This window comes from Kitasatospora purpeofusca (assembly GCF_036010405.1).
In the GTDB taxonomy this organism is placed as follows: Bacteria; Actinomycetota; Actinomycetes; order Streptomycetales; family Streptomycetaceae; genus Kitasatospora; species Kitasatospora purpeofusca.
Genome location: NZ_CP108561.1, coordinates 9,670,511 through 9,689,501, shown reverse-complemented (window position 1 = coordinate 9,689,501; position 18,991 = coordinate 9,670,511). Strand labels below are relative to the sequence as shown.

At 70.2% G+C, this 18,991-nt stretch carries 16 protein-coding genes and 2 pseudogenes; 10 read left to right on the top strand and 8 right to left on the bottom strand.

The window, feature by feature from the left end; all coding sequences use genetic code 11:
* The first annotated feature begins 107 nt into the window (after window positions 1-107).
* Both OG715_RS41900 and nicT read left to right on the top strand, forming a co-directional pair.
* Window positions 108-629, top strand: coding sequence for a TerD family protein (locus tag OG715_RS41900; protein WP_266271933.1), 522 nt, complete (start codon window positions 108-110; stop codon window positions 627-629).
* Between the two features lie 163 nt (window positions 630-792).
* Window positions 793-1,980, top strand: coding sequence for a Nickel transporter NicT (gene nicT / locus OG715_RS41895; protein ID WP_266271934.1), 1,188 nt, complete (start codon window positions 793-795; stop codon window positions 1,978-1,980).
* 129 nt (window positions 1,981-2,109) lie between these two features.
* On the opposite strand, the pseudogene OG715_RS41890 reads toward nicT, so the two are convergent.
* Window positions 2,110-2,373 (bottom strand): annotated as a pseudogene (locus tag OG715_RS41890) (MFS transporter); the annotation flags it as partial.
* 876 nt (window positions 2,374-3,249) lie between these two features.
* On the opposite strand from OG715_RS41890, the gene OG715_RS41885 reads away from it, so the two are divergent.
* From OG715_RS41885 to OG715_RS41875, 3 genes are all read left to right on the top strand, one after another.
* On the top strand, window positions 3,250-4,266 hold the full coding sequence (locus OG715_RS41885) for a hypothetical protein (RefSeq protein WP_266271935.1): 1,017 nt from the start codon (window positions 3,250-3,252) through the stop codon (window positions 4,264-4,266).
* A 92-nt stretch (window positions 4,267-4,358) separates the two neighbouring features.
* On the top strand, window positions 4,359-5,906 hold the full coding sequence (locus tag OG715_RS41880; RefSeq protein WP_266271936.1) for a hypothetical protein: 1,548 nt from the start codon (window positions 4,359-4,361) through the stop codon (window positions 5,904-5,906).
* Between the two features lie 119 nt (window positions 5,907-6,025).
* On the top strand, window positions 6,026-7,159 hold the full coding sequence (locus OG715_RS41875) for a hypothetical protein (RefSeq protein ID WP_266271937.1): 1,134 nt from the start codon (window positions 6,026-6,028) through the stop codon (window positions 7,157-7,159).
* Window positions 7,160-7,223: 64 nt separating this feature from the next.
* On the opposite strand, the gene OG715_RS41870 is transcribed toward OG715_RS41875, so the two are convergent.
* Entirely contained in the window at window positions 7,224-7,370 is a 147-nt protein-coding gene (locus OG715_RS41870) for a hypothetical protein (RefSeq protein WP_266271939.1), read from the bottom strand.
* A gap of 157 nt (window positions 7,371-7,527) precedes the next feature.
* On the opposite strand from OG715_RS41870, the pseudogene OG715_RS41865 reads away from it, so the two are divergent.
* Window positions 7,528-8,802: pseudogene (locus OG715_RS41865) on the top strand (IS256 family transposase).
* A 56-nt stretch (window positions 8,803-8,858) separates the two neighbouring features.
* Here the strand turns inward: OG715_RS41865 and OG715_RS41860 are convergent.
* From OG715_RS41860 to OG715_RS41850, 3 genes are all read right to left on the bottom strand, one after another.
* A complete protein-coding gene (locus OG715_RS41860) occupies window positions 8,859-9,551 on the bottom strand; it encodes a hypothetical protein (RefSeq protein WP_266271940.1) in 693 nt (230 codons plus the stop codon).
* Window positions 9,552-10,196: 645 nt separating this feature from the next.
* Complete coding sequence (locus tag OG715_RS41855; protein WP_323182183.1) at window positions 10,197-11,528, bottom strand: IS110 family RNA-guided transposase; 1,332 nt, start codon at window positions 11,526-11,528, stop codon at window positions 10,197-10,199.
* A gap of 235 nt (window positions 11,529-11,763) precedes the next feature.
* Window positions 11,764-12,849: an IS110 family RNA-guided transposase gene (locus OG715_RS41850; RefSeq protein WP_266271941.1), complete on the bottom strand. Its 1,086-nt coding sequence runs from the start codon at window positions 12,847-12,849 to the stop codon at window positions 11,764-11,766.
* A gap of 383 nt (window positions 12,850-13,232) precedes the next feature.
* On the opposite strand from OG715_RS41850, the gene OG715_RS41845 reads away from it, so the two are divergent.
* Both OG715_RS41845 and OG715_RS41840 read left to right on the top strand, forming a co-directional pair.
* Window positions 13,233-13,895, top strand: a complete 663-nt coding sequence (locus OG715_RS41845; protein ID WP_266271942.1) for a hypothetical protein — start codon at window positions 13,233-13,235, stop codon at window positions 13,893-13,895.
* A 162-nt stretch (window positions 13,896-14,057) separates the two neighbouring features.
* Window positions 14,058-14,429 carry a hypothetical protein gene (locus OG715_RS41840; protein WP_266271943.1) on the top strand — a complete coding sequence of 124 codons (372 nt, stop codon included), beginning with the start codon at window positions 14,058-14,060 and terminating at the stop codon, window positions 14,427-14,429.
* 273 nt (window positions 14,430-14,702) lie between these two features.
* Here OG715_RS41840 and OG715_RS41835 read toward each other — a convergent pair whose 3' ends face one another.
* Window positions 14,703-15,245: an SMI1/KNR4 family protein gene (locus OG715_RS41835; RefSeq protein WP_266271945.1), complete on the bottom strand. Its 543-nt coding sequence runs from the start codon at window positions 15,243-15,245 to the stop codon at window positions 14,703-14,705.
* Window positions 15,246-15,536: 291 nt separating this feature from the next.
* Between OG715_RS41835 and OG715_RS41830 the strand changes: the two genes are divergently transcribed.
* Window positions 15,537-15,923: a hypothetical protein gene (locus OG715_RS41830; protein ID WP_266271946.1), complete on the top strand. Its 387-nt coding sequence runs from the start codon at window positions 15,537-15,539 to the stop codon at window positions 15,921-15,923.
* A 713-nt stretch (window positions 15,924-16,636) separates the two neighbouring features.
* On the opposite strand, the gene OG715_RS41825 is transcribed toward OG715_RS41830, so the two are convergent.
* The gene (locus tag OG715_RS41825) at window positions 16,637-16,978 is read right to left on the bottom strand and encodes a hypothetical protein (RefSeq protein WP_266274750.1); all 342 of its coding nucleotides are present in this window, start codon (window positions 16,976-16,978) and stop codon (window positions 16,637-16,639) included.
* 621 nt (window positions 16,979-17,599) lie between these two features.
* Between OG715_RS41825 and OG715_RS41820 the strand changes: the two genes are divergently transcribed.
* Window positions 17,600-18,802 (top strand): IS110 family RNA-guided transposase, encoded by a 1,203-nt coding sequence (locus OG715_RS41820; RefSeq protein WP_407661077.1) that lies wholly within the window; start codon window positions 17,600-17,602, stop codon window positions 18,800-18,802.
* A gap of 18 nt (window positions 18,803-18,820) precedes the next feature.
* Here OG715_RS41820 and OG715_RS41815 read toward each other — a convergent pair whose 3' ends face one another.
* Complete coding sequence (locus tag OG715_RS41815; protein ID WP_266271947.1) at window positions 18,821-18,976, bottom strand: hypothetical protein; 156 nt, start codon at window positions 18,974-18,976, stop codon at window positions 18,821-18,823.
* Between the last annotated feature and the right edge of the window lie 15 nt (window positions 18,977-18,991).

The following is an 18,991-nucleotide window of genomic DNA, read 5'->3' as shown; positions in this document are numbered from 1 at the left end:
GATCTGATTTCAGGTCAATAACATGTTAGTGCACTATCGTTGACCGACAACGAGTCGGTCCGCGATGGCATCGTTTCGGGTCGGTACGACAACGAAGGGAGAGTCCGGTGAGCAGTCTCAACAAGGGTCTGGAACGGATCGAGGTAGACCTGTCGTGGGATCCGAGTCCCGCAGGCTCGGCGGGTCACGATCTGGATCTCGTCGCCGCGACGTACGCCACGGACGCCCCGTCCGGCACCCCGGCCTACCTGGTCCACTTCGACAGCCGCGCTCCCGACGGCACGATCACACTCACCAGGGACAGCCGCGACGGCAAGGGCCTCGGCGTCGACGAGCGCGTGGTCCTGGAACTCGACCGCCTGGCGCACCGCTACCCCCGGGTGGTCGTGGGCGTCGCCATCCAGCAGAACGCCGGCCGGCTGACGTTCGGGGACATAGCGAACCCCGTGGCCAGGATCCGGAACGGGCGCGACGAGTTGGCGGCAGTGGACTTCGCCGGCGTCGACGGGGCAACGGCCGCGAGGGTCGCGGAGTTCGTCCGGAACAGTGCGGGGGTCTGGGCGTTTCGGCCCGGCGCCCACGGTTTCGACGCCGATCCGGCGACTTTCGCAAGGATCATGGGGACCTGACAGGGCTTCACCAGGTGGCCCGACTCCGAACGACGGCCGGGGTACCCGTGACACCCCTGGCTCCGCCCCCGGCACGAGACCACGGGTGACCGGGCCGGCCGGTCAGGCGCTCACGCCTCCCCCGCGCCGTGCCTTCCGGCGTTCCGGCAACCCCTCCAGTTCCGTGATCACGAAATCGAAGAACCCGGTGCGCCGGCGATTCGCCCACCGACACACTCTCCGACTCGAGGGCGGCCTCGCCCTCCTTGAGCACCCGGACCGGCGCACCGGGACCTCGTCCCGCCCGGGTCCGGGACTCGAACCGGACGTCGTCGAGAACCCGGAGGCGGTCGCGACGGGAACCGGGCTCGCGGTCGTCGCGCCCGAGCACCACACCGTCGGCACCAAGAGCTTCGGCATCGGGATCGGCGTCACCGCTTACACCCTCGGCATGCGGCACGCCTTCGACGCGGACCACATCGCCGCGATCGACAACACCGCCCGCAAGCTCATGGAGCAGAGCAAGCGGCCCTTGTCGGTGGGTTTCTGGTTCTCCCTCGGGCACTCGTCCGTCGTGTTCGCCCTGGCCGTCCTGCTGTCCTTCGGTGTGAAGGCCCTGGCCGGGCCGCTCCAGGACGACGGCTCCCGGCTCCACCAGGTGACGGGCCTGATCGGCACCGCCGTCTCGGGCTCGTTCCTGTACCTGATCGCGATTGTCAACCTCGTCATCCTTGTGGGCATCTGGAAGGTATTCCGGCCGATGCGCTCCGGCCACCTCGACGAGGCCGCGCCGGAGGAGCAGCTGGACAAGCGGGGCCTGATGAACCGGCTGCTGGGCCGGGTGACACGGTCGGTGAGTAAACCGCGGCAGATGTACCCGCCGGGCCTGCTCTTCGGACTGGGGCTCGACACCGCCACCGAGATCGCCCTGCTGGTGCTCGCCGGCTCCGGCGCCGCGTCCGGGCTGCCGTGGTACGCGATCCTGTGCCTGCCAGTGCTGTTCGCCGCCGGGATGTGCCTGCTGGACACCATCGACGGGTCGTTCATGAACTTCGCCTACGGCTGGGCGTTCTCCCAGCCGGTCCGCAAGATCTACTACAACCTGACCATCACCGGCCTGTCGGTCGCCGTCGCCCTCATCATTGGCAGCGTCGAACTGCTCGGCCTGCTCGCCGACAAGCTCGCCCTGCACGGTGCCTTCTGGGACTGGATCTCCGGCCTGGAGCTCAACATGGTTGGCTTCGTCATCGTCGGCCTCTTCTTCGCCACCTGGGTCGTCGCGCTCGCGGTGTGGAAGTTCGCCCGCATCGAGCAGAAATGGAGCCCACCAATCCCGGCCACGACGCCACTGGTCGCCACGAACGAGGGCTGACAGCTCGGCGGGCGACCGCCGGAGACGGATGAGGGGTGATGTGCGCCCGGGCGGGTGATATCGCCGGTCCACGGGAGTGAGGCGACCGGACTGGCCCGCCTCGCTCGCGAAGTCGTGACGGGATGCGGTTCACAGTGCCGAATGCGGCTGCCCAGCCGGATTCACGGCACCGATCGCGCCCTGGTACTTGCCCCGCTCGCGCAGCGGGATGACGTCGGCGATCAGCGCCATGGCCGTCACCATCAGGCCGCCCGCGCGGTTCCCCTGGAGCGCGCGCCAGGCGATCAGCAGGGTCATGTTCGTCGCCAGGCCGCAGAGGAACGAGCCGGTGATGAACACGGTCGCGGAGATCTGGAACAGCACCTTGCGCCCGTAGAGGTCGCCGAACCATCCAGCACCGGCGGGGCGGACGGCGGGTTCTCGGTGTCGACGGTCATGCCGACAGCCTCGCCGCAAGGCCGCGGCCCCCGCGATCGAACTCCGCCGTCCGGGTGAACGGAGCGGCCCTGCGGGGCCGGCCGACTGGACCGGTGGGGCACTGGACCCGTTCGGCGATGCCGCCGACGAGGGCGCGGCCGAGGCAGGAGGCGTTGGAGGCCCGCCGGGTCGACGCCCACCACGTACATGCCGCGGTTGATCACCCAGCGGCGATCCGGTCCTTCGGCGAGGGCCTCAAACCGCCGCCCGAACTGCTGGTCGGCCTCCGTTCAACGAATGATTCGCAGGAGAACAGTCCAGGATTCAGGGCCCCGTACCTCGCCACCCACGAGCCGTCGCGCCAACCGATCCCGATCGGTCCGGCCCCGGCCGCTGGGCCCCCGGACCAGGACGGCACCTGCCCTCCCCTGCGGGGTGTCCGGGAACGAGAGCACGGCCCTGACGCAGATCAACCTCACCAGCTACGCCGCGCAGGGCCGGCAGTGGACCCTTCCCGGGTGAGCCGGTTCTCCTTGGAGACGTGCCCGCACCCGGGGCACCTCCGCGAGGACTTGCGGGGGCCATGGAGATCACTTCCCGACCGGCGCTCTCGGCCTCGCCGATGAGGATCGTGAAGAACACCCTCCAACAGGCATCGGTGATCGTGTTAGGCCGGTGGGATGGGCAGTACCCGTCGGGCGCTGATCCGTAAAGAGTGTCATGTGATGGAACGTCATTTCTGTCATATGAAGGGAACATCCGTTCCGTTGGCCACCTGGGAGAGTCATGCAGGTCCGCACTACCGGCAAGCCGCTCCACTGCCTGAGAACCCTCGCCGTCAGACGCACCGTCGTGGGAACCGTCGCTGTGCTCGCCCTGCTGGGGGCGGCCCCGAGCGCCTCGGCGGCGCAGGAGCAGCCGACCGCCCTGAACGGGACGATGGCCCAGCCGCAGGCCCCGAAGAACGACCTCGCCGGTGGCACCGCGCCGGCCTTCTGGGAGGGCCGCGGCGACCTGTACTCCAGCGGCCTGGCCGAACACCCGTCCTACTACCAGGCGTTCGACCTCAACGACGGATCCACCGGGTACCTCACGCAGACGCTGCAGAACATCAGGAGCGGTGCCGTCGTCACCGTACGGTGGGACGACTCGCCGAACCGGTACGGCAACGACACCGCCCAGCGGCGCTACGAGGTGAGCGCCACCGGCGGCGCCGCCGCGGAGTTCACCACGCTCTCCGGGACCACGGTCGGCACGCCCTGGCGCAACACCAACACCTACCGGTTCACCGCGAGCGGCGACAACCCGATCCTGCGGTTCACCTCGCTGGAGACCGGCGTGCTCGGCGCGCTGGTGTCCAACGTCCGGATCGACCAGGACACCGGGACGACGGGCACCCCAGCACCGGCCGTCCCGACAGCGGGCACCCCCGCACCGGAGCGGCCCGCGATCCCCTCCGGGGACAAGCCGCCGGTCGCCGACTCCGACGCCTGCGTGCCCTTCGCGGACGGCTCGCTGCCGGACGGCTGCACCGCGCAGAGCGCCAACCAGCAGGCCATCGACGCCTGCCCGCCCGGCAGCGCCCCGTGTGTGGCGCAGTACGCCACCGACGGTGCGGCCACCAAGCAGGACACGGCGTCCACGTCGGCCCTGGTGAACGCCATCGTCAACAAGGACCGGTACTCCGACCCGAAGACCGCGGCCGCCCAGATGTGCGCGATCTCCGCCCAGCACACCGGCGCCTACCGGCCCGACCAGTACGAGTACGACCCGAGGACCTGGAACTGCCGCCCCGGCCTGTCCGACCAGGACGGCGAGCAGACCCGCCCCACCCCGGGCGGAACACTCACCCCGCTCCCCACCCCGTGACCCGCCGCCCCCACCCGGCCCGCCGCGCCCGTGCGCCTCGGCCCACCGGGGCACGCAGCGTGGACGCACCGAGCCCCCACCAGGAGGAACTTGTGCCGACCGGACCGATCAGAACCCCCGCCTCGTACGTACTCGGCGGAGCCGTCGCCGTCTCCCTGGTGTTCGCCGCGACACCCGCCACCGCGGAGGACCTCTGGACGCCCGTCGCCGTCGAGAACTCCGACTTCGCCTCCCCCCTGGTCGCGTCCGCCACCAGCCCGACCGCAACGGCGCCGACCGGCTGGTACGGGGCGAACCCGACCCGGCTCCAGGTGTTCTCGGCAGCCCTGGCCAACCATCCCCGGCGGCTCCAGGCGGTGTCGCTGAACTCGGGCGGCCCTGGAAAGCTGCGGCAGCGCCTGTGGAACGTGAACGCGGGTGCCCAGGTCCGGGTCCGGTTCTCCGATTCCGCCTCCACCCTCGGCTCGTGCAGCCCGGCGGAGGTGGCGGGCGGTCAGAAGTACCGGGTCAGCGCGTACCGCGAGACGGCGTACGACGCCGCGGGTGAGCCGGTCAGGGCGGCCGGCGAGATCGTCCGCACCGTGCAGTACACCCAGGACTACACCACCCTCGGCTACACCAAGGCGGCCGACACCGTCGGCTCCGGGGCCTGGTCGCCGGCCCCCAAGGTGTTCGAGTTCACCGCGGCCGAGGACAACCCGCTCGTCGTCTTCGAGTCGCTGGAGGACAACCCTCCACCGGACGCCAACTGCGGGCCGCTGCTGACCGCCGTCTCCGCGGAGGAGCAGGCCGCCTTCGTCGACCACCGGATCGAGCAGAACAAGCTGCCGTGGAGCGCCTACAACGGCATCGACGAGATCTCCCTGGCCTCCGCCGCCCAGAACTGCCGGGCGGCGGCCAACGCCTGCCGCTTCACCGCCGACCCCCGGTACAGCTACCAGTTCTACGGGAGCAACCGGATCCTGGACTACGCCTACCTCAACTGCACCCGCAACCAAGTGGTGGACCGACGCACCGTCACCTGGGCCGAGGAGGGCTTCGACAGCATCAGCCAGGAGGCCGGCCGGATCAGGAACGCCAACTCCACCGACCAGAACCCGGCCAACACCGGCGAGGACGACGCCGGTATGCCGTCGGCGAACCCGAACATGTTCAAGCAGGTCGCCGCCGGGTTCCAGCGCAACGAGGGCAACCCCAACCTCGCCAACACCACCAACCCGCTGATCGCCTCCCGTTCCACCAGCAAGCAGGTGGAGCAGGACGTCCAACCCGGGGAAGCCAGCTGGATCGAGGTGCAGCCGGCCCGCGAGCGCATCGAGGGGCTCTTCCGCAGCACCAACGGCATCACCATCGACGCGATGTTCGACTTCCCGTCCGGCAAGGTGCCCGATCGCCTCTACGAGCGCACCGGCCCGCTCACCCAGGACGAGAAGAAGCACTGCCTGACCGAGCGCCCGCTCAAGGTCACCCCCGACAACGGCGGCACCCGCTCACTCTCCTCCGCCGGGCCGCTCCGCGAGGCTTCGCTCGGCGACGGTCCGCTCGGCGGAGGTCCGCCCCCGGCCGACCTGCTGCGTGCCCCGGTCTCAGCGCAGAACCGGGACACCCGGCTCACCGAGCTGCCCTCCACCCGGCCGTGAACCCCGGCACCCGCCCTTCCGCCCACGACCCGACCGTCCGAGCCGCGCCCCACAGGAGAGACCCAGTGCACCACCCGAGGAACACCCCCCACCCCACCGGCCCCCGCGCACGCCGGCCCATGGCCGCCCGCGCGGGTGCTCTCACCCTGGCGCTGACGGTCACCACCGCACTGCCCGCCTTCGCCGCACCGGCCGGCGGCGGGCCGAGCGGAGGGCAGGGCGGGGCCACCGCCGCCAAGGCGTTCCGCAACGGCCGGAGCATCCCCGTGAAGGACGCGCTGCGGGCCTGCCGCCGCAGCAACTGCAACTTCCGCGTCACCGCCGGCCCGACGGAGTACGTCACCGCCGTCACCAACGTCGGCAGCGCGGTCGTCAACTGCACCAACGCGGACATGGCCGTCGAGCGGGAGGTCACCCTCACCTCCGGCATCACCGACAACATCGAGGGCGAGATCTCGGGAAAGGCCACCATCGAGGGGACCGTCGACAACACCACCGAGGTCACCACCACGGCCGAGAAGCAGGAGTCCGTCACCCAGCAGACCACCGAGACCACCACCAACACCTCCACCGCCACCACCGAGGTCGCCGCGAAAGTGACCGGCACACAGACCAACAGCAGCGGCAACACCTTCCACACCGCGCCCAAGGACACCGGCCCCAACAGCGAGTTCACCAGCTCCGCCCAGTCCCAGACCCAGGCCGAGACCGCGGTGACCAACACCGCCCAGAACCAGGTCGCCAAGGAAGCCCAGAACCAGCTGTCGACCACCACCCAGGCCACCGGCACCGTCTCGGCCAGGGACGAACTGCACGTCGGCGTCAAGGGAGCGTTCGAGGCCGCCTTCCGGCTCACCGCCGGAACCGAACTCGCCGAGACCTCCTCCGAGAAGATGACCTACAAGATCACCCTCAAACCGAAGGACATCCTGGTCCTCTCCGCGCAGAACGCCATGGTGCGCACCAACGGGGTCCTGCACGTCGACGACGACGCCGGAGCCAGCACCGTGGAGAACATCACCGTCGACAGCCCCTCCACCGTCAACGCCAGCTCCCTGCTCGCCCAGACCTTCACCGGCGCCGAACAGTGCGAGACACCGCGACCCACCCAGGACGCGAAGGACCCCCAACCGACCCAGCCCAACCGCAGGACCAGCACACCGGGACTGTACGACACCCCACCCCCGCCTCCCGGGAGGACGCCCACCTCGAGCGTGGTCCTGCTGTCCGACGCCCGGACCCCGAGAAAGTAGCGACCACTGCTCGGGGTGAGCGGAGCGGACGCCGACGCCCCCGCTCGTCCGGCCGTACGCCGGGTCACCCGACGACGGCGGGGGCAAGCGCGGCGGCGGCGAGCAGGGCCGGGCTGCCGGTTCCGTCGGCGAGGACGGTCCACAGGTCGGTGCCGCCGTCGCCCGGGCCGACCGCCCACGTGCAGGCATCGCCACCGTTCCAACCCGGCACCTCGAGCCAGCAGGATCCTCAACTCCCGGAAGCGGAGAGTCACATGCCCAGCTGGACCAACAGCGGGGACGTGTCTGAAAGATCGTGTAAGTCCGTGATGTGACAGTCTGGCCGGGGGCTCGGCCTCGGGCCTCTGGCCAGGCGGAACGGACGAGTCATGACGGAGAAGACGGTGCTGGCCGCCGCTGCGGCGGCTGGGGAAGCGTTGGTCGGCGAGGTCGTCGAGCAGTTGATGGACAGTACGGACGCCTCCGGGGCGGCCCTGCTGGGCGAGGGCGGGCTTCTGACGGAGATCACCCGGGCCGTGCTGGAGCGGGCCCTGGAAGCCGAGATGGCCGAGCATCTCGGCTACGAGAAACACGACCCGGCAGGTCGCGGCTCGGGCAATTCCCGCAACGGGACCTCGCCCAAGACCGTGCTCACCGACGTCGGCGCGGTCACCGTGGCGGTGCCCCGGGACCGCAACGGCGACTTCGAACCGCAGCTGGTGCCGAAGAACGCGCGCAGGCTGGCCGGGTTCAACGACCGGATCCTGTCGTTGTATGCGCGCGGCATGAGTGTGCGGGACATCCGCTCGCACCTCGCCCGGATCTACGGGGTCGAGGTCGGCGCGGACCTGATCAGCAAGGTCACCGACGCGGTCGTGGACGAGCTCGTGAGCTGGCAGAACCGCCCGCTGGACGCAGTCTGGCCGATCATCTGCATCGACGCACTGTGGGTGAAGATCCGCTCCGGCCCGGTGGTCTCCAAGCCCGTCTACCTGGCCGTCGGCGTGGACATGGACGGGCGCAAGGACGTGCTCGGGCTGTGGGTCGGCGACGGCGGCGAGGGCGCCGCCGCGTGGATGGCCGTGCTGACCGAACTGCGCAACCGCGGCATCGAGGACGTGTGCATCGTCTGCTGCTACGGGTTGAAGGGTCTGCCCGACGCGGTGACTGCGACCTGGCCCCGTGCGACGGTCCAGACCTGCGTGATCCACCTGATCCGCGCGTCTTTGCGGCTCTCCTCCAGCAAGGACCACCCCCAGCTGGTGCCGGCCCTGCGGGCGACCTACACCGCGCCGACCGAGCAGGCCGCCGAGCAGGCCCTCGACCAGTTCACCGCCTCCGAGCCGGGCGAACGCTACCCGGCCGTGGTTCGCACCTGGCAGGCGGCCTGGAGCGAGTTCACGCCCTACCTCGCGTTCCCGCCGGCGATAAGGACCGTCGTCTACTAGACGAACATGGTCGAGTCGATCAACTCCCGGCAGCGGAAGGCGACCCGCAACCGGGGCCACTTCCCCTCCGAGCAGGCGGCGCTGAAGGTGCTCTACCTCGCGGTCCGAGAACAGATCAACCCGAAAGCACGCGACGTCAACCACGTCGCCGCACACTGGAAGGAGGCACTGAACCAGTTCTCACTGTTCTTCGGGGACCGGCTCAGCATTCGATAGCCCCTACGGCTTACACGAAGTCACTGACACGCCCTCACTGACTTCACCGGAAGGGCTCACTCGGGGCCATCTGGGACTTGTGCTGCTCGGAGGCGGCTGGCGACGTAGCTGGCGCGGTCGCCTCCGTTCCATTGGTGCCAGTGGTGGGCGGTGCCGTCTGCGGCGCCGAGGAGGTCGGCGAGCATCTTCCAGTGGACCGCGCCGACGAGTGCCAACCAGGCGCCGTTGCGTGCCTTGCTGGCGCTGGGGAGACCGAGGGGTTGGAGGCGTCGTTGCACCGTGTTCGAGCCGAGCGGACGGGAGGGGCGAAGGCCGGGGAAGAGATAGGGGGTCTCCTGGTCTTTGAGGGGCGCGGACAGAGGGCGGCGTTCGTGGACGAGTCGTTGGAGGAGGGCTGACAGGCGCGGGCGGAGCCAGAGTGTTTCGCGGCCGAGCCGGAGGCCCAGGGCCCCGGGTTCGTCGGGGTGGATGTGGACCTGTGTGAGGGTGAGGCGGACGATGCGGTCGGTGCTCTGGCCGTACTGCAGGACGAGGCAGCCGGCGACGCGGTCCGCGAGCGGCAGGCTCTCGTCGGTTTCCAGCCTGAGCGCGGTGAGCACGCGGTCGGTGTCGTTCATGATGGCGCGTTCGCCATGCCTGCTGGAGGTGGCGATGGCGACGTCGGCGGGTGCGAGGCCGCAGGTCGCGGCCCAGAGGAGGAACGGCCGGGCGTAGTGCTGGAGAGTCGGGTGCGGGCGGGCTCGGTACACGCTGGTCGGGACGGGGAACGGCGGTGTCTGGGGTGCCTGTGCCGAGGTGGAGGGGTTGTTCGGGGATCCCCGGCGCGGGACCTACGAGCTGTTCGTCCGGCAGGTGGCGGTCGAGGAAGGCGCGCCAGCCGCAGTTGCAGGCGGCGCGCAGGGCGAGGCCGTTCTCGGCGGGAGTGCCGTCGTGGAGAACCGCTTCGACTCCATCGGGCAGGACCGCAACCGCAGTGCCGATGTGTTCTGCCAGCCCCGCGGGGGCGTCTCTCACGGTCCACATGCTGTTGGCTCCACCTCGCGCGATCCGTCCGCCGTACCCCAAGGATCCGCCCCGGCGGTCGCGGGTGCCGCATCTCGGCGGCCGTAGGGAGGATCCGCACCGTCCCGGCACCGGCGACGACGAACGCGACCACGTGGCACCGCTCGCCCCTCCTGGTCGAGGATCCCGGCGAGCGGCCGTGGTGATCACCGACGTCCGCGCCCGGGCCGCCCCCGGCGAGCGCGCCGCCGTCGAGGATGCCACGCCGGGCCGTCGGCCCGGCGCAGCGCGTTCTGCGGGCGCGGGATGCTGAACGGAAAATCGAACCTCAGCCGGGCAGGCGGCAGCGTCCGTTGCGCGGAGCGGAACGGACATCGGGAGGGTCGGATGGGTCAGGCTGCTGGTGCGAGGGTGACCTGGTGGCCGAGGGCTTGGAGCTGGCGGACGAGGTCACGGGTCTTGCGGGTGCTGTTCAGGTGGCGTTGGTGCCAGTCGGCGCCGAGATCCTGGTAACGGGCGTCGGGGTCGTTGATCAGGTGCCAGGCTATGACGAGGATCGTGCGTGCGACGGCGACAAGAGCCTTGGCGTGGCCTCGGCGTTTGACGATGCGCCGGTAGCGGGCACCGAGGAAGGTGTCCGTGCGGGCGGCCGCGTTGGCTGCCTCGCCCAGGGCGCCCTTTAGCCAGGGGTTGCCCCGACCGGCTGGGCCTGCGGTGTTCTTCGTCCCGGACTGGATGGTCCGGGGGCAGAGCTTCGCCCACGAGACCAGGTGCTCCGGGCTGGGGAAGCGGCTCATGTCCAGGCCGATCTCGGCGAGGATGATCTGTGCGGTGGCCGGTCCGACACCGGGGATGGCGTCCAGGCACTTGATCAGCTCACGGCCCGCTCGTCCGACTGCGGCAGGCGTCCTGCCGTCGCCCTCGTCCCCACCGGGCGGGCCGGTCATCTCATCGACGAGCGCGGTGATGCGCCGGTCGAGTTCGGTGATCTGCTCGGTGAAGTGGTCGACCGTGTTCAGCAGGATCCGCAGCAGGTGGCCATGGTGCTCCTCGAACTGGCCGGTCAGCGCCTCGATGAGGGCCTCGCGTTTCTTGACCAGGCTGCCTCTGGCCAGGTCCGCCAGTGCCCGAGGACGACGCTCGCCCGCGACCAGGGCATCCAGCATCGCCCGTCCGGAGACTCCGAAGAGGTCGGAGACCACGGTGGAGAGCTTGATCTGGGCGTCTTCGAGGAGCTTCTCGACGCGGTGCTTGTGCCGGGTGCGGTCCTGGGTGAACGCCGTTCGGGTGCGGGTGAGGTCCCGCAGTTGCCGCACCGGTTTCGGCGGCACGAACGAGGCGCGGACCATGCCGCGCTCGGCGAGCTTGGCCAGCCACACCGAGTCCAGTCTGTCGGTCTTCGGGCGGCCCGGAACGTTCTTCACCTCGCGGGCATTGACCAGCCAGCACTCCAGGCCCCGCGCCTCCAACAGGTAGAAGAACGGCTTCCAGTAGCTGCCGGTCGCCTCCATCACCACCCTCTGCACACCCTGGCAGAGCAGTCGGTCGCCCAGCTCCAGCACGGCGTTGGTGGTGGAGGCCACCGTCCAGACCTGCTGCACCCGCCGGCCCTCGCGCTCCTCGTGCGGCAGTCGCATGCACACCACCCCGGAAGCTTTCGCGATGTCGATCGCCGCAACGCGGGCCACCGCCCCGTCGGCCTGGTCTTCCCTCGTTTCCTCCACAGTCGTCCTCCCTCGTACGCAATTGGGACAGGGGCCGTCCGGGGAGCCAGAGGGAGGCGGAGAAGCTGAACGGCGTGCTCAAGGCGACAGTGCGTGGTCCCTCGGTCGGCTCCCTCACCAGACTCCTATGCGGGCTCGAAGCCCAAACATCATGCGGCGTCAGCGGACAGCCCCCGCACCGATTTTCACGCCCGCGAGGCGCCACCCGCAGGTGAACGGCTGACTCCTATAGACGTCAAGCCGCAGGAGCGAGGTCGGTTTGAGCGATTTGTTCGGCTGGTGCGGCAGTCAGCGCGCGGTAGATCTCGCGGGCGACGAAGCGCTTGAGGCAGCGGGTGATGTCCTTCTTTGACAGTCCCTCCTTTGTGCGCCGGGCGACGTAGGCCCGGGTGCGCTCGTCGTAGCGAATCCGGACCAGCACGATGGTGTGCAGGGCGTTGTTCGCGGCCCGGTCACCACCTCGGTCGAGGCGGTGACGACGGGTGCGGCCGGAGGACGCGGGGATCGGCGCGACTGCGGCAAGGTGCGCGAACGCGCTCTCGGAGCGCATTCGTTCGGGGTTGTCCCCGGCCGATGCGAGGAGCCGGCCGGCTGTCTCGGGGCCGACGCCGAAGAGCGCGAGCAACTCCGGCGCGGCCTGGCGGACCAGTGGTCCGATCTGGGTGTCGAGCTCGGTGGTCTCGTCGTCGAGCGCTTGGTGGCGGCGGGCCGGGCGCCGCAGGGCCGCTTTGGTCGCGGCCAGTGGCGTCGACAGGTCCGCACCGGGCCGCAGCCTGGCGAGTGTGCGTATCGGGGCGGCCCGTTCCAGCCCCGCAAGCTGCTCGCGCAGGACCGCGGGAGCGGACACGAGCATGCTGCGGATCCGGTTCATCGCCTGGGTGCGGGCCTTGACCGCACTGCGGCGGGTGACCCGCAGCACCCGCACGGCCTCGACCGTGCCGTCGCGGCTCTTCGGGACGCCGGTGGCCCGTCCGGAGGCCACCGCCGTTACGGCGGCGTAGGCGTCGATCGGGTCGGACTTGCCCCTCGTCCGCCGGGTCCTGCGGTCAGGCCGGTCCACATCGACGACGGTGACCCCGGCGGCGGTCAGTACCCGGGCGAGTTCGGCGCCGTAGGCACCGGTGCCCTCCACACCGACCGCTGCCGGTTCACCGTGCGAACGCATCCAGTCCAGCAGGTCCCGATAGCCCTGGACGGTGGCCGGGAACTCGCGATCGGCGAGGTGCCGGCCCGGCCGGCCGATCACCGCCGCATGATGGGTCGATCCGTGGGTGTCGACTCCACCGGTGATCTCCGGGCCGTCGTGCGTCATGCTGGTCATGTCCGTCCTTGCCGCCTGTCCGAGCCGAGGGCGGCACGCGCCGGTCGGGCGGGTGGACAAGACAGTGACGGGGCCTCTGGCCAGGCTCCTGTGAAGTCACAAGCGCCCGTCCGGCCGCGTGCGTGGTGACGCCGCCGACGGGCCGACAAATCCCCAACAGGACAGTCGAAACGTCAGTCAGTGATCGGGTCGGACCCGCCAGCAGCGTCACCACGTACATCATCACTGTCAGTGCTGGACCTGCAGCAGTTGTTGCCCGGTCCACCCTTCTCCGGTCGGGGTGAGTGCGGTGATCCGGTCGTCGGCACCGACCGGCTCGCGGCGACGAGGGCGTCGTTCCCCGGCTTCTTGTCAGATTTCTGACGCACCGTCAGTATGGATGGATGGAAGCCGAGCCGGTCCCTGCCGTTCGCCGCGTGCCGGTGCGGCGTGCGGTGGGTGCCGTCCTCCCGTTCGTGCTGACCGCCGCGCTGACAGGGGCGGTGAAGGGGATCACCCTGCTGTACGAGCACAGCGCTGTGGGGCTGGCCAACGTGGCGGGGCTGGCCGCAGGCGTCCTCCTGCTGATCGTGCTGCTGATCCTGTCCGCGGCCTGCGGAGCCGGCCGGGTGGGCGGAGCCGTGCTCGTCGTGGCCACGCTGCTGGTGCTGGCGGGTGCGGCCGCGGGGCTGATCGCCGGTGTGAGCGAGGTGGACCGGCGGGTCCTGCACGAGCGCGGTGTCGTGGCCACCGGTGTCGTCTACGCCCACCGTCAGTTCGGGGGCGGTGGTGGCACGGTGGACGTGCCGCCTGCCCGCCTCAGTGACGTTCGGCTGGCCGACGGGTCGACGCTGTCCGTCGACGACACCGACTCCGGCTCCGATCGTCCTGCCGTGAACAGCGGGGTCACCGTCACCTACGACCCGAAGGGCCAGGTCCCGGCGCGGTTCGGACCCCGGCCGGACCTGCCCGGCACCGGGCCCGCCGCCGTCGGCGAGGCCATGGTGGTGGCCGGGTCCCTCTGCCTGTCCGCAGTCGTGCTGTCCCGCCGCAGCTTCGACCTGTGAGCCGACCCGCTGCCGTGCCGGTCCTGCTCATCGGCGATCCGACGCGTCGGATCGCCGACGCCTTCGGTGAGGTGGAGGACCGCCTCCTGGTCCGCTCTTCCTCAGCACCGGACTGCCGTCCGGCCCTGCCGGTGGAACGCGATGATCAATAGGCTCTCGCGCATGAAGCAACCCTCGGAGATGAGCGAGCGCGAGTACTTCACCTTCATCGGCCGGCGTTCGGGCATGTTCGTCGGCAGGACCTCGTTCCACATGGCGACCGCCTTCCTCGCCGGCTACGAAGCGCACGCCGACCGCCATGGCGGCCCGAGCCTGCTCACCGGCCTTCACGAGTGGCCGGTCACCCGCCGAGGCCGAGACTGCAACCACGGCTGGCCGGGTCAGGTCCTGCACATCGCTCTGCCCCATGGCTGGGAGAACATCTGGGACCTGCCGCCCGAGGACGAGCAGCGGGCGATCAAGGTCCTGTTCGAGCTTCTCGACGCCTTCCTCGCCGAACGCGAGACGACCGTGAGGATCCAGGCATCGGAGTGACCGGAACGACCACGTCTTCCGGTCCGTGCCTGTCCCACCCGGTCCCAGGTGCGCTCACGGGTCCGGGAGCAGACCCAGGGGTCAGCCCGGTGCCCACGTGACCGCCGCGAAGCCCGTCGCAACAACCGTCCGGGCAGGCTCTGCCGAGGCCAACCGGAACCACTTGCTCAAGGATTGGGTCTACCGCTACCTGACCAGCGCCTTCGGCGACGCGACCGGGCCCTCTCATGCAGCTTGACGATCTGCAGAGGCTTCGGAGTCAAGCCGAGGCCGTCAGTCCTGCCGCCGGTTCCGGTACTCGTGCGGGGGAAGGTTCCAGGAGTCGTCGCTGAAGGGATTGGGCAGCGCCCCGTCCAGAGCACCGGCGAGAAACTCGCCGAAACCCATCCCGTACCGGCGCCACGGGGCGGTTCCGTACGGCACCTGGCGCCTGAAGACGACGACGTCCCAGCTCTCGGGATCGAGCGAGTCGCAGATCCAGAACGCCACGTCACCGTTGATGGTCGTCGCGAAGGGAAGAAGCCTGCCCTCCTCGGACAGCTCCACGGCGCCGGCTCCGCCGTCCGGCTGCGGTTCCTCCCGCGGATCGAACCCGAGTCCGTCCAGCAGTCCGCTCTCGGGGCGGCCTTCCGTCGGCGGGATGCGGACCGCGAGGTACTCGTTCAGCTCGCCGCCGCCGAACACCGCGACGAAGTCCCGATAGTCCGCCGGAACCCGCAGGCCCGTGCTCCGAGCAAGTTCCTCCCAGTCGACGACATCACCTTGAGCCTCCGAAACCCCGAGGATGCCGCACAAGCGACCGATCATCCGGTGCATGAATCCTCGCCTTCCCTCGTCACCCGTCGCCGAACAACCCGGCGCCCTCGCCCGATCGACCGTCTGCCGACAGGCCGAGATTCTTCCAGCCGCTTCCATTCGAAACAATGTCCGAACCGGCGCGACCGGAAACAGCGGCCGCCCGGGGGTTCGGAGGCGGGCCGTGCGGGCCGGCTTGCGGCTGCCGGTCGGTTCGCCGGCGGATTTCGCCTCCGCCGGCCCGGGTCGTGGCCGATGATGGGGCCTGCCGGGTCCGTGGAGGCAGCCCGGGGCCGGGGGAAGGGGTCGTGCGTGGAGTTGACCGGTACGGGTCTGTGCGGCTCGCCGTGGCCGGAGCTGCTGCCCGACCGGCGCCCCGTCCTGGTCGTGCCCGCCATGGCCGGGCCTGCGGTTCCGGCCGGGGAGGGCTGGACGGCGCACCCGCCCGGGTACGACCCCACGCCCGGATGGACGGCCGTCCTCGACGGGCAGCACCTGACCGTGCGCCGGCCCGGCGGGCAGCCCTGGTACAAGGGTCCCGTCGCCGCCGGCCGCCAGTGGCAACGCGCGATCCGTACGCACCGCACCCTGCTCCTGGTCACCGGACCGTTCACCGGCGTCCTCGACTTCAGGGCCGCCGCCGCAACCGGCGAGCTGCTCCTCCTCACCGTTGCCGCCCGCCTCACCGAGACGCCCTGACACACCGTCCACCCCGAGCAGGGTACGCCGACCGGTCGGCACGGCGCAGCGGTCGCGGCCGGGACGAAGCGGCGCGGCGGGCTGCCCGGGCGCGCGGCCGGATCCGTCGTTCCCAGGGTCGGCGGCGTACGGCCGCGCCTCTTCGCCGTCCGGGCGCGGCGGGTGGAGCCAGCGGGCGCGGCCGAAGGTCGGTGAGCAGTGGCCCGGCAAGTTATGTCTGGCGATAACTTCTGTGGGCTTCCGACCCGCACTTCGCGGTCAGCGGATGCCAAGCGTTCAGCCGGTGGCGGCCAGGCTCCCCCGTCCGCCGCGCGGTGGGCGACGGTGGTAGGCCGGGAGGATCACCTCGGACCCCTCGGCCGGCCCCTGATCGACCGGGCGCTCTACCTGCCGAAGTCCTGGACGGACGACCGCGAGCGCTGCCGGGCCGCAGGGATCGGGGACGAGGTCGAGTTCGCGGCTGCCGCCGCCGGGCTCGCTCCGCGCCGGTTCACGGCGATCTGGTCCGCCGCCCTTTCCCCGCCCGACGGCGAGGGCCCGGTGGAGACCGCCGAGGAGTCGCCCGGGAGGTATTCCGTACGCTTGGGTGATGGCGCCCGGAACCACACTCGTCCACTCTCCGATTGCTTTCGGTTCGATTTCGAGTCAACCGGCCCGACCAACCGGAAACGGCCCGCCGGCTCGGCCGGCGGGCCGTTTCCGGTTGGTCGGGCCTATGCGGGAGCAAGCTTGATCAACTTCGCCTCGACGACCCCGTCCGCCCGGGCGAGGATCGAGTACCTCTCCTGCCCGTTGAGCTTTTCCCGGAGCGTCTCGTTCTTCGATCCGGCCTCCCATCGGCCCAGTAGACGGTAATCCGCATCGTCCCAGATGCGGTAGGTTCCCTTGCTCGTCAGCAGGCTCAACCACTCCGAGCCGGTCTTGCTGATGGGGACCACCATCTTCGTTGTTCCGACCTCATCGGGCTTCGCGAGAACACAAGTCCCGCCATTGCGATCGACAAGCACCACGTTGCGCTGAGTGTCGTTGTCGATCTCCGTGATATAGACAGTCATGACCTCTCCATCGGGTGTTCTGAACGACCCTCCCCAACCATATTGCTTCGCATACGGAGCGCATGTCTGACTGCTCCATCCGAACAGCGGGGCCGAAGACCGGGTCCCGCCCGCTCCACCACCGGCCGGCCCTCCTGGGCCGACATGGTCGCTAACGACGGCCCCTACGACGCCAGCGGCGGAGACGGCTACCTGCCCGCGACAAAGCAGGGGCGCGACCTGCAGAGCGCCCGCCTGCGTCAGCTCCAGGGCGCCCTTCGGACCCTGGAGGACCTCGGCGCGCAGCAATCCCTTGTCACCGTGCCCCGGTCGGCAAACGGCGGCCGGCGCACGCCGACTTCGTCCTCATGAGCGAGGAAGGCCGCGGGGATCTGCAGCCCCCCCGTTACCTTCTTCAGGGCTCCGCAATGGGGCTACCGGCCTTCGGGTCCGGCATGACTTCCCCCCTTGTTGTTCATGATCCGGGGGGGTGGTGTCACCGGGCCCGGAGGCATCGACGGACCGCTGATGAGGGGCTTGAGCACCGGCTTCACCCAAGGCCGGAAGAGCTCTCCGTAACGTGGTTGTGGCAGCTCGGTGCCCAGGCAAGGCCGGACGAAAGTGTGTTGAAGGGGCCTGCACGTGATCGACACCGGCGACATCGACGTCTTCCTCGGCCTGGACGTCGGCAAGGGCGAACACCACGCCACCGCTGTCGCCCCGGCCGGGAAGAAGGCGTTCGACAAGCGCCTGCCCAACACCGAACCCAAGCTCCGCGAGCTGTTCGCCAAGCTGCAGGCCAAGCACGGGACGGTGCTGGTCGTGGTCGACCAGCCGGCCTCGATCGGGGCCCTGCCGCTCGCGGTCGCGCGGGCCATGGGCTGCCCGGTCGCCTATCTGCCGGGGCTGACGATGCGACGGATCGCCGACCTCTACCCCGGTGAGGCGAAGACGGACGCGAAGGACGCGTTCATCATCGCGGACGCGGCCCGGGCGATGCCGCACACGCTGCGGGCCATCGACGGCGAGGACGAGACGATCGCCGAGCCGGAGATGATCGTCGGCTTCGACGACGACCTGGCCGGCGAGGCGACCAGGGTCGCGAACCGGCTCCACGGCCTGCTGACCCAGATCCACCCGTCCCTGGAACGGGTCCTGGGGCCCCGGTTGCAGCACCCATCCGTCCTGACCCTGCTGGAGCGGTTCGGCTCCCCGGCCCAGATACGCAAGGCGGGCAGGCGGCGCCTGGTCACACTGCTGCGGCCGAAGGCGCCGAGGATGGCCGAGCGGCTGGTCCAGGAGATCCCCGCCGCGCTGGACGAGCAAACCGTTGTCGTTCCGGGAACCGAGGCGGCCGCGCTGATCGTCCCGAGCCTGGCCGGATCGCCGGCCGCCGTCCTCGACCAGCGCAAGCTGCCGGCCGGGCGGATCGAGGAACTCCTGGAGGCCCACCCTCTTTCGAAAGTCCTGACCTCGATGCCGGGAGTCGGCGTCAGGACCGGAGCCCGCATCCTGATCGAGGTCGGCGACGGCAGCACCTTCCCGACCGCCGGCCACCTCGCCGCCTACGCCGGCCTCGCCCCGGCAACCCGGAGCTCGGGCTCCTCGATCCGCGGCGAACAGCCCTCCAGGAGAGGAAACAAGCAGCTCAAACGGGCCTTCTTCCTCTCCGCGTTCGCCGCACTCGGCGACCCGCCATCGCGGGCCTACTACAACAAGAAGATCTCCCAAGGGAAGCACCACACCCAGGCCCTGCTCTGCCTCGCCAGACGCCGGGCCGACGTCCTGTTCGCGATGCTCCGCGACGGAACCTTCTACGAGCCCAAACCGGCTGCGGCCAGGTGAGGAGTCCAGACCGCTCGATCAATCCTCCGGCCGAAGCCGCTGACGAGCCGCCTCAAGCCGCTCGTCATAGTCAGGCGCGAACAGCTCAGGAAGTGACTTGTCGAGCGTTCCGGCGATCCGATGGATCGGAGCCCAGACCGCCGGATCGTCGACAACCCGGCTGAGGTCCGTCATCTTGAGCTTCCCCCG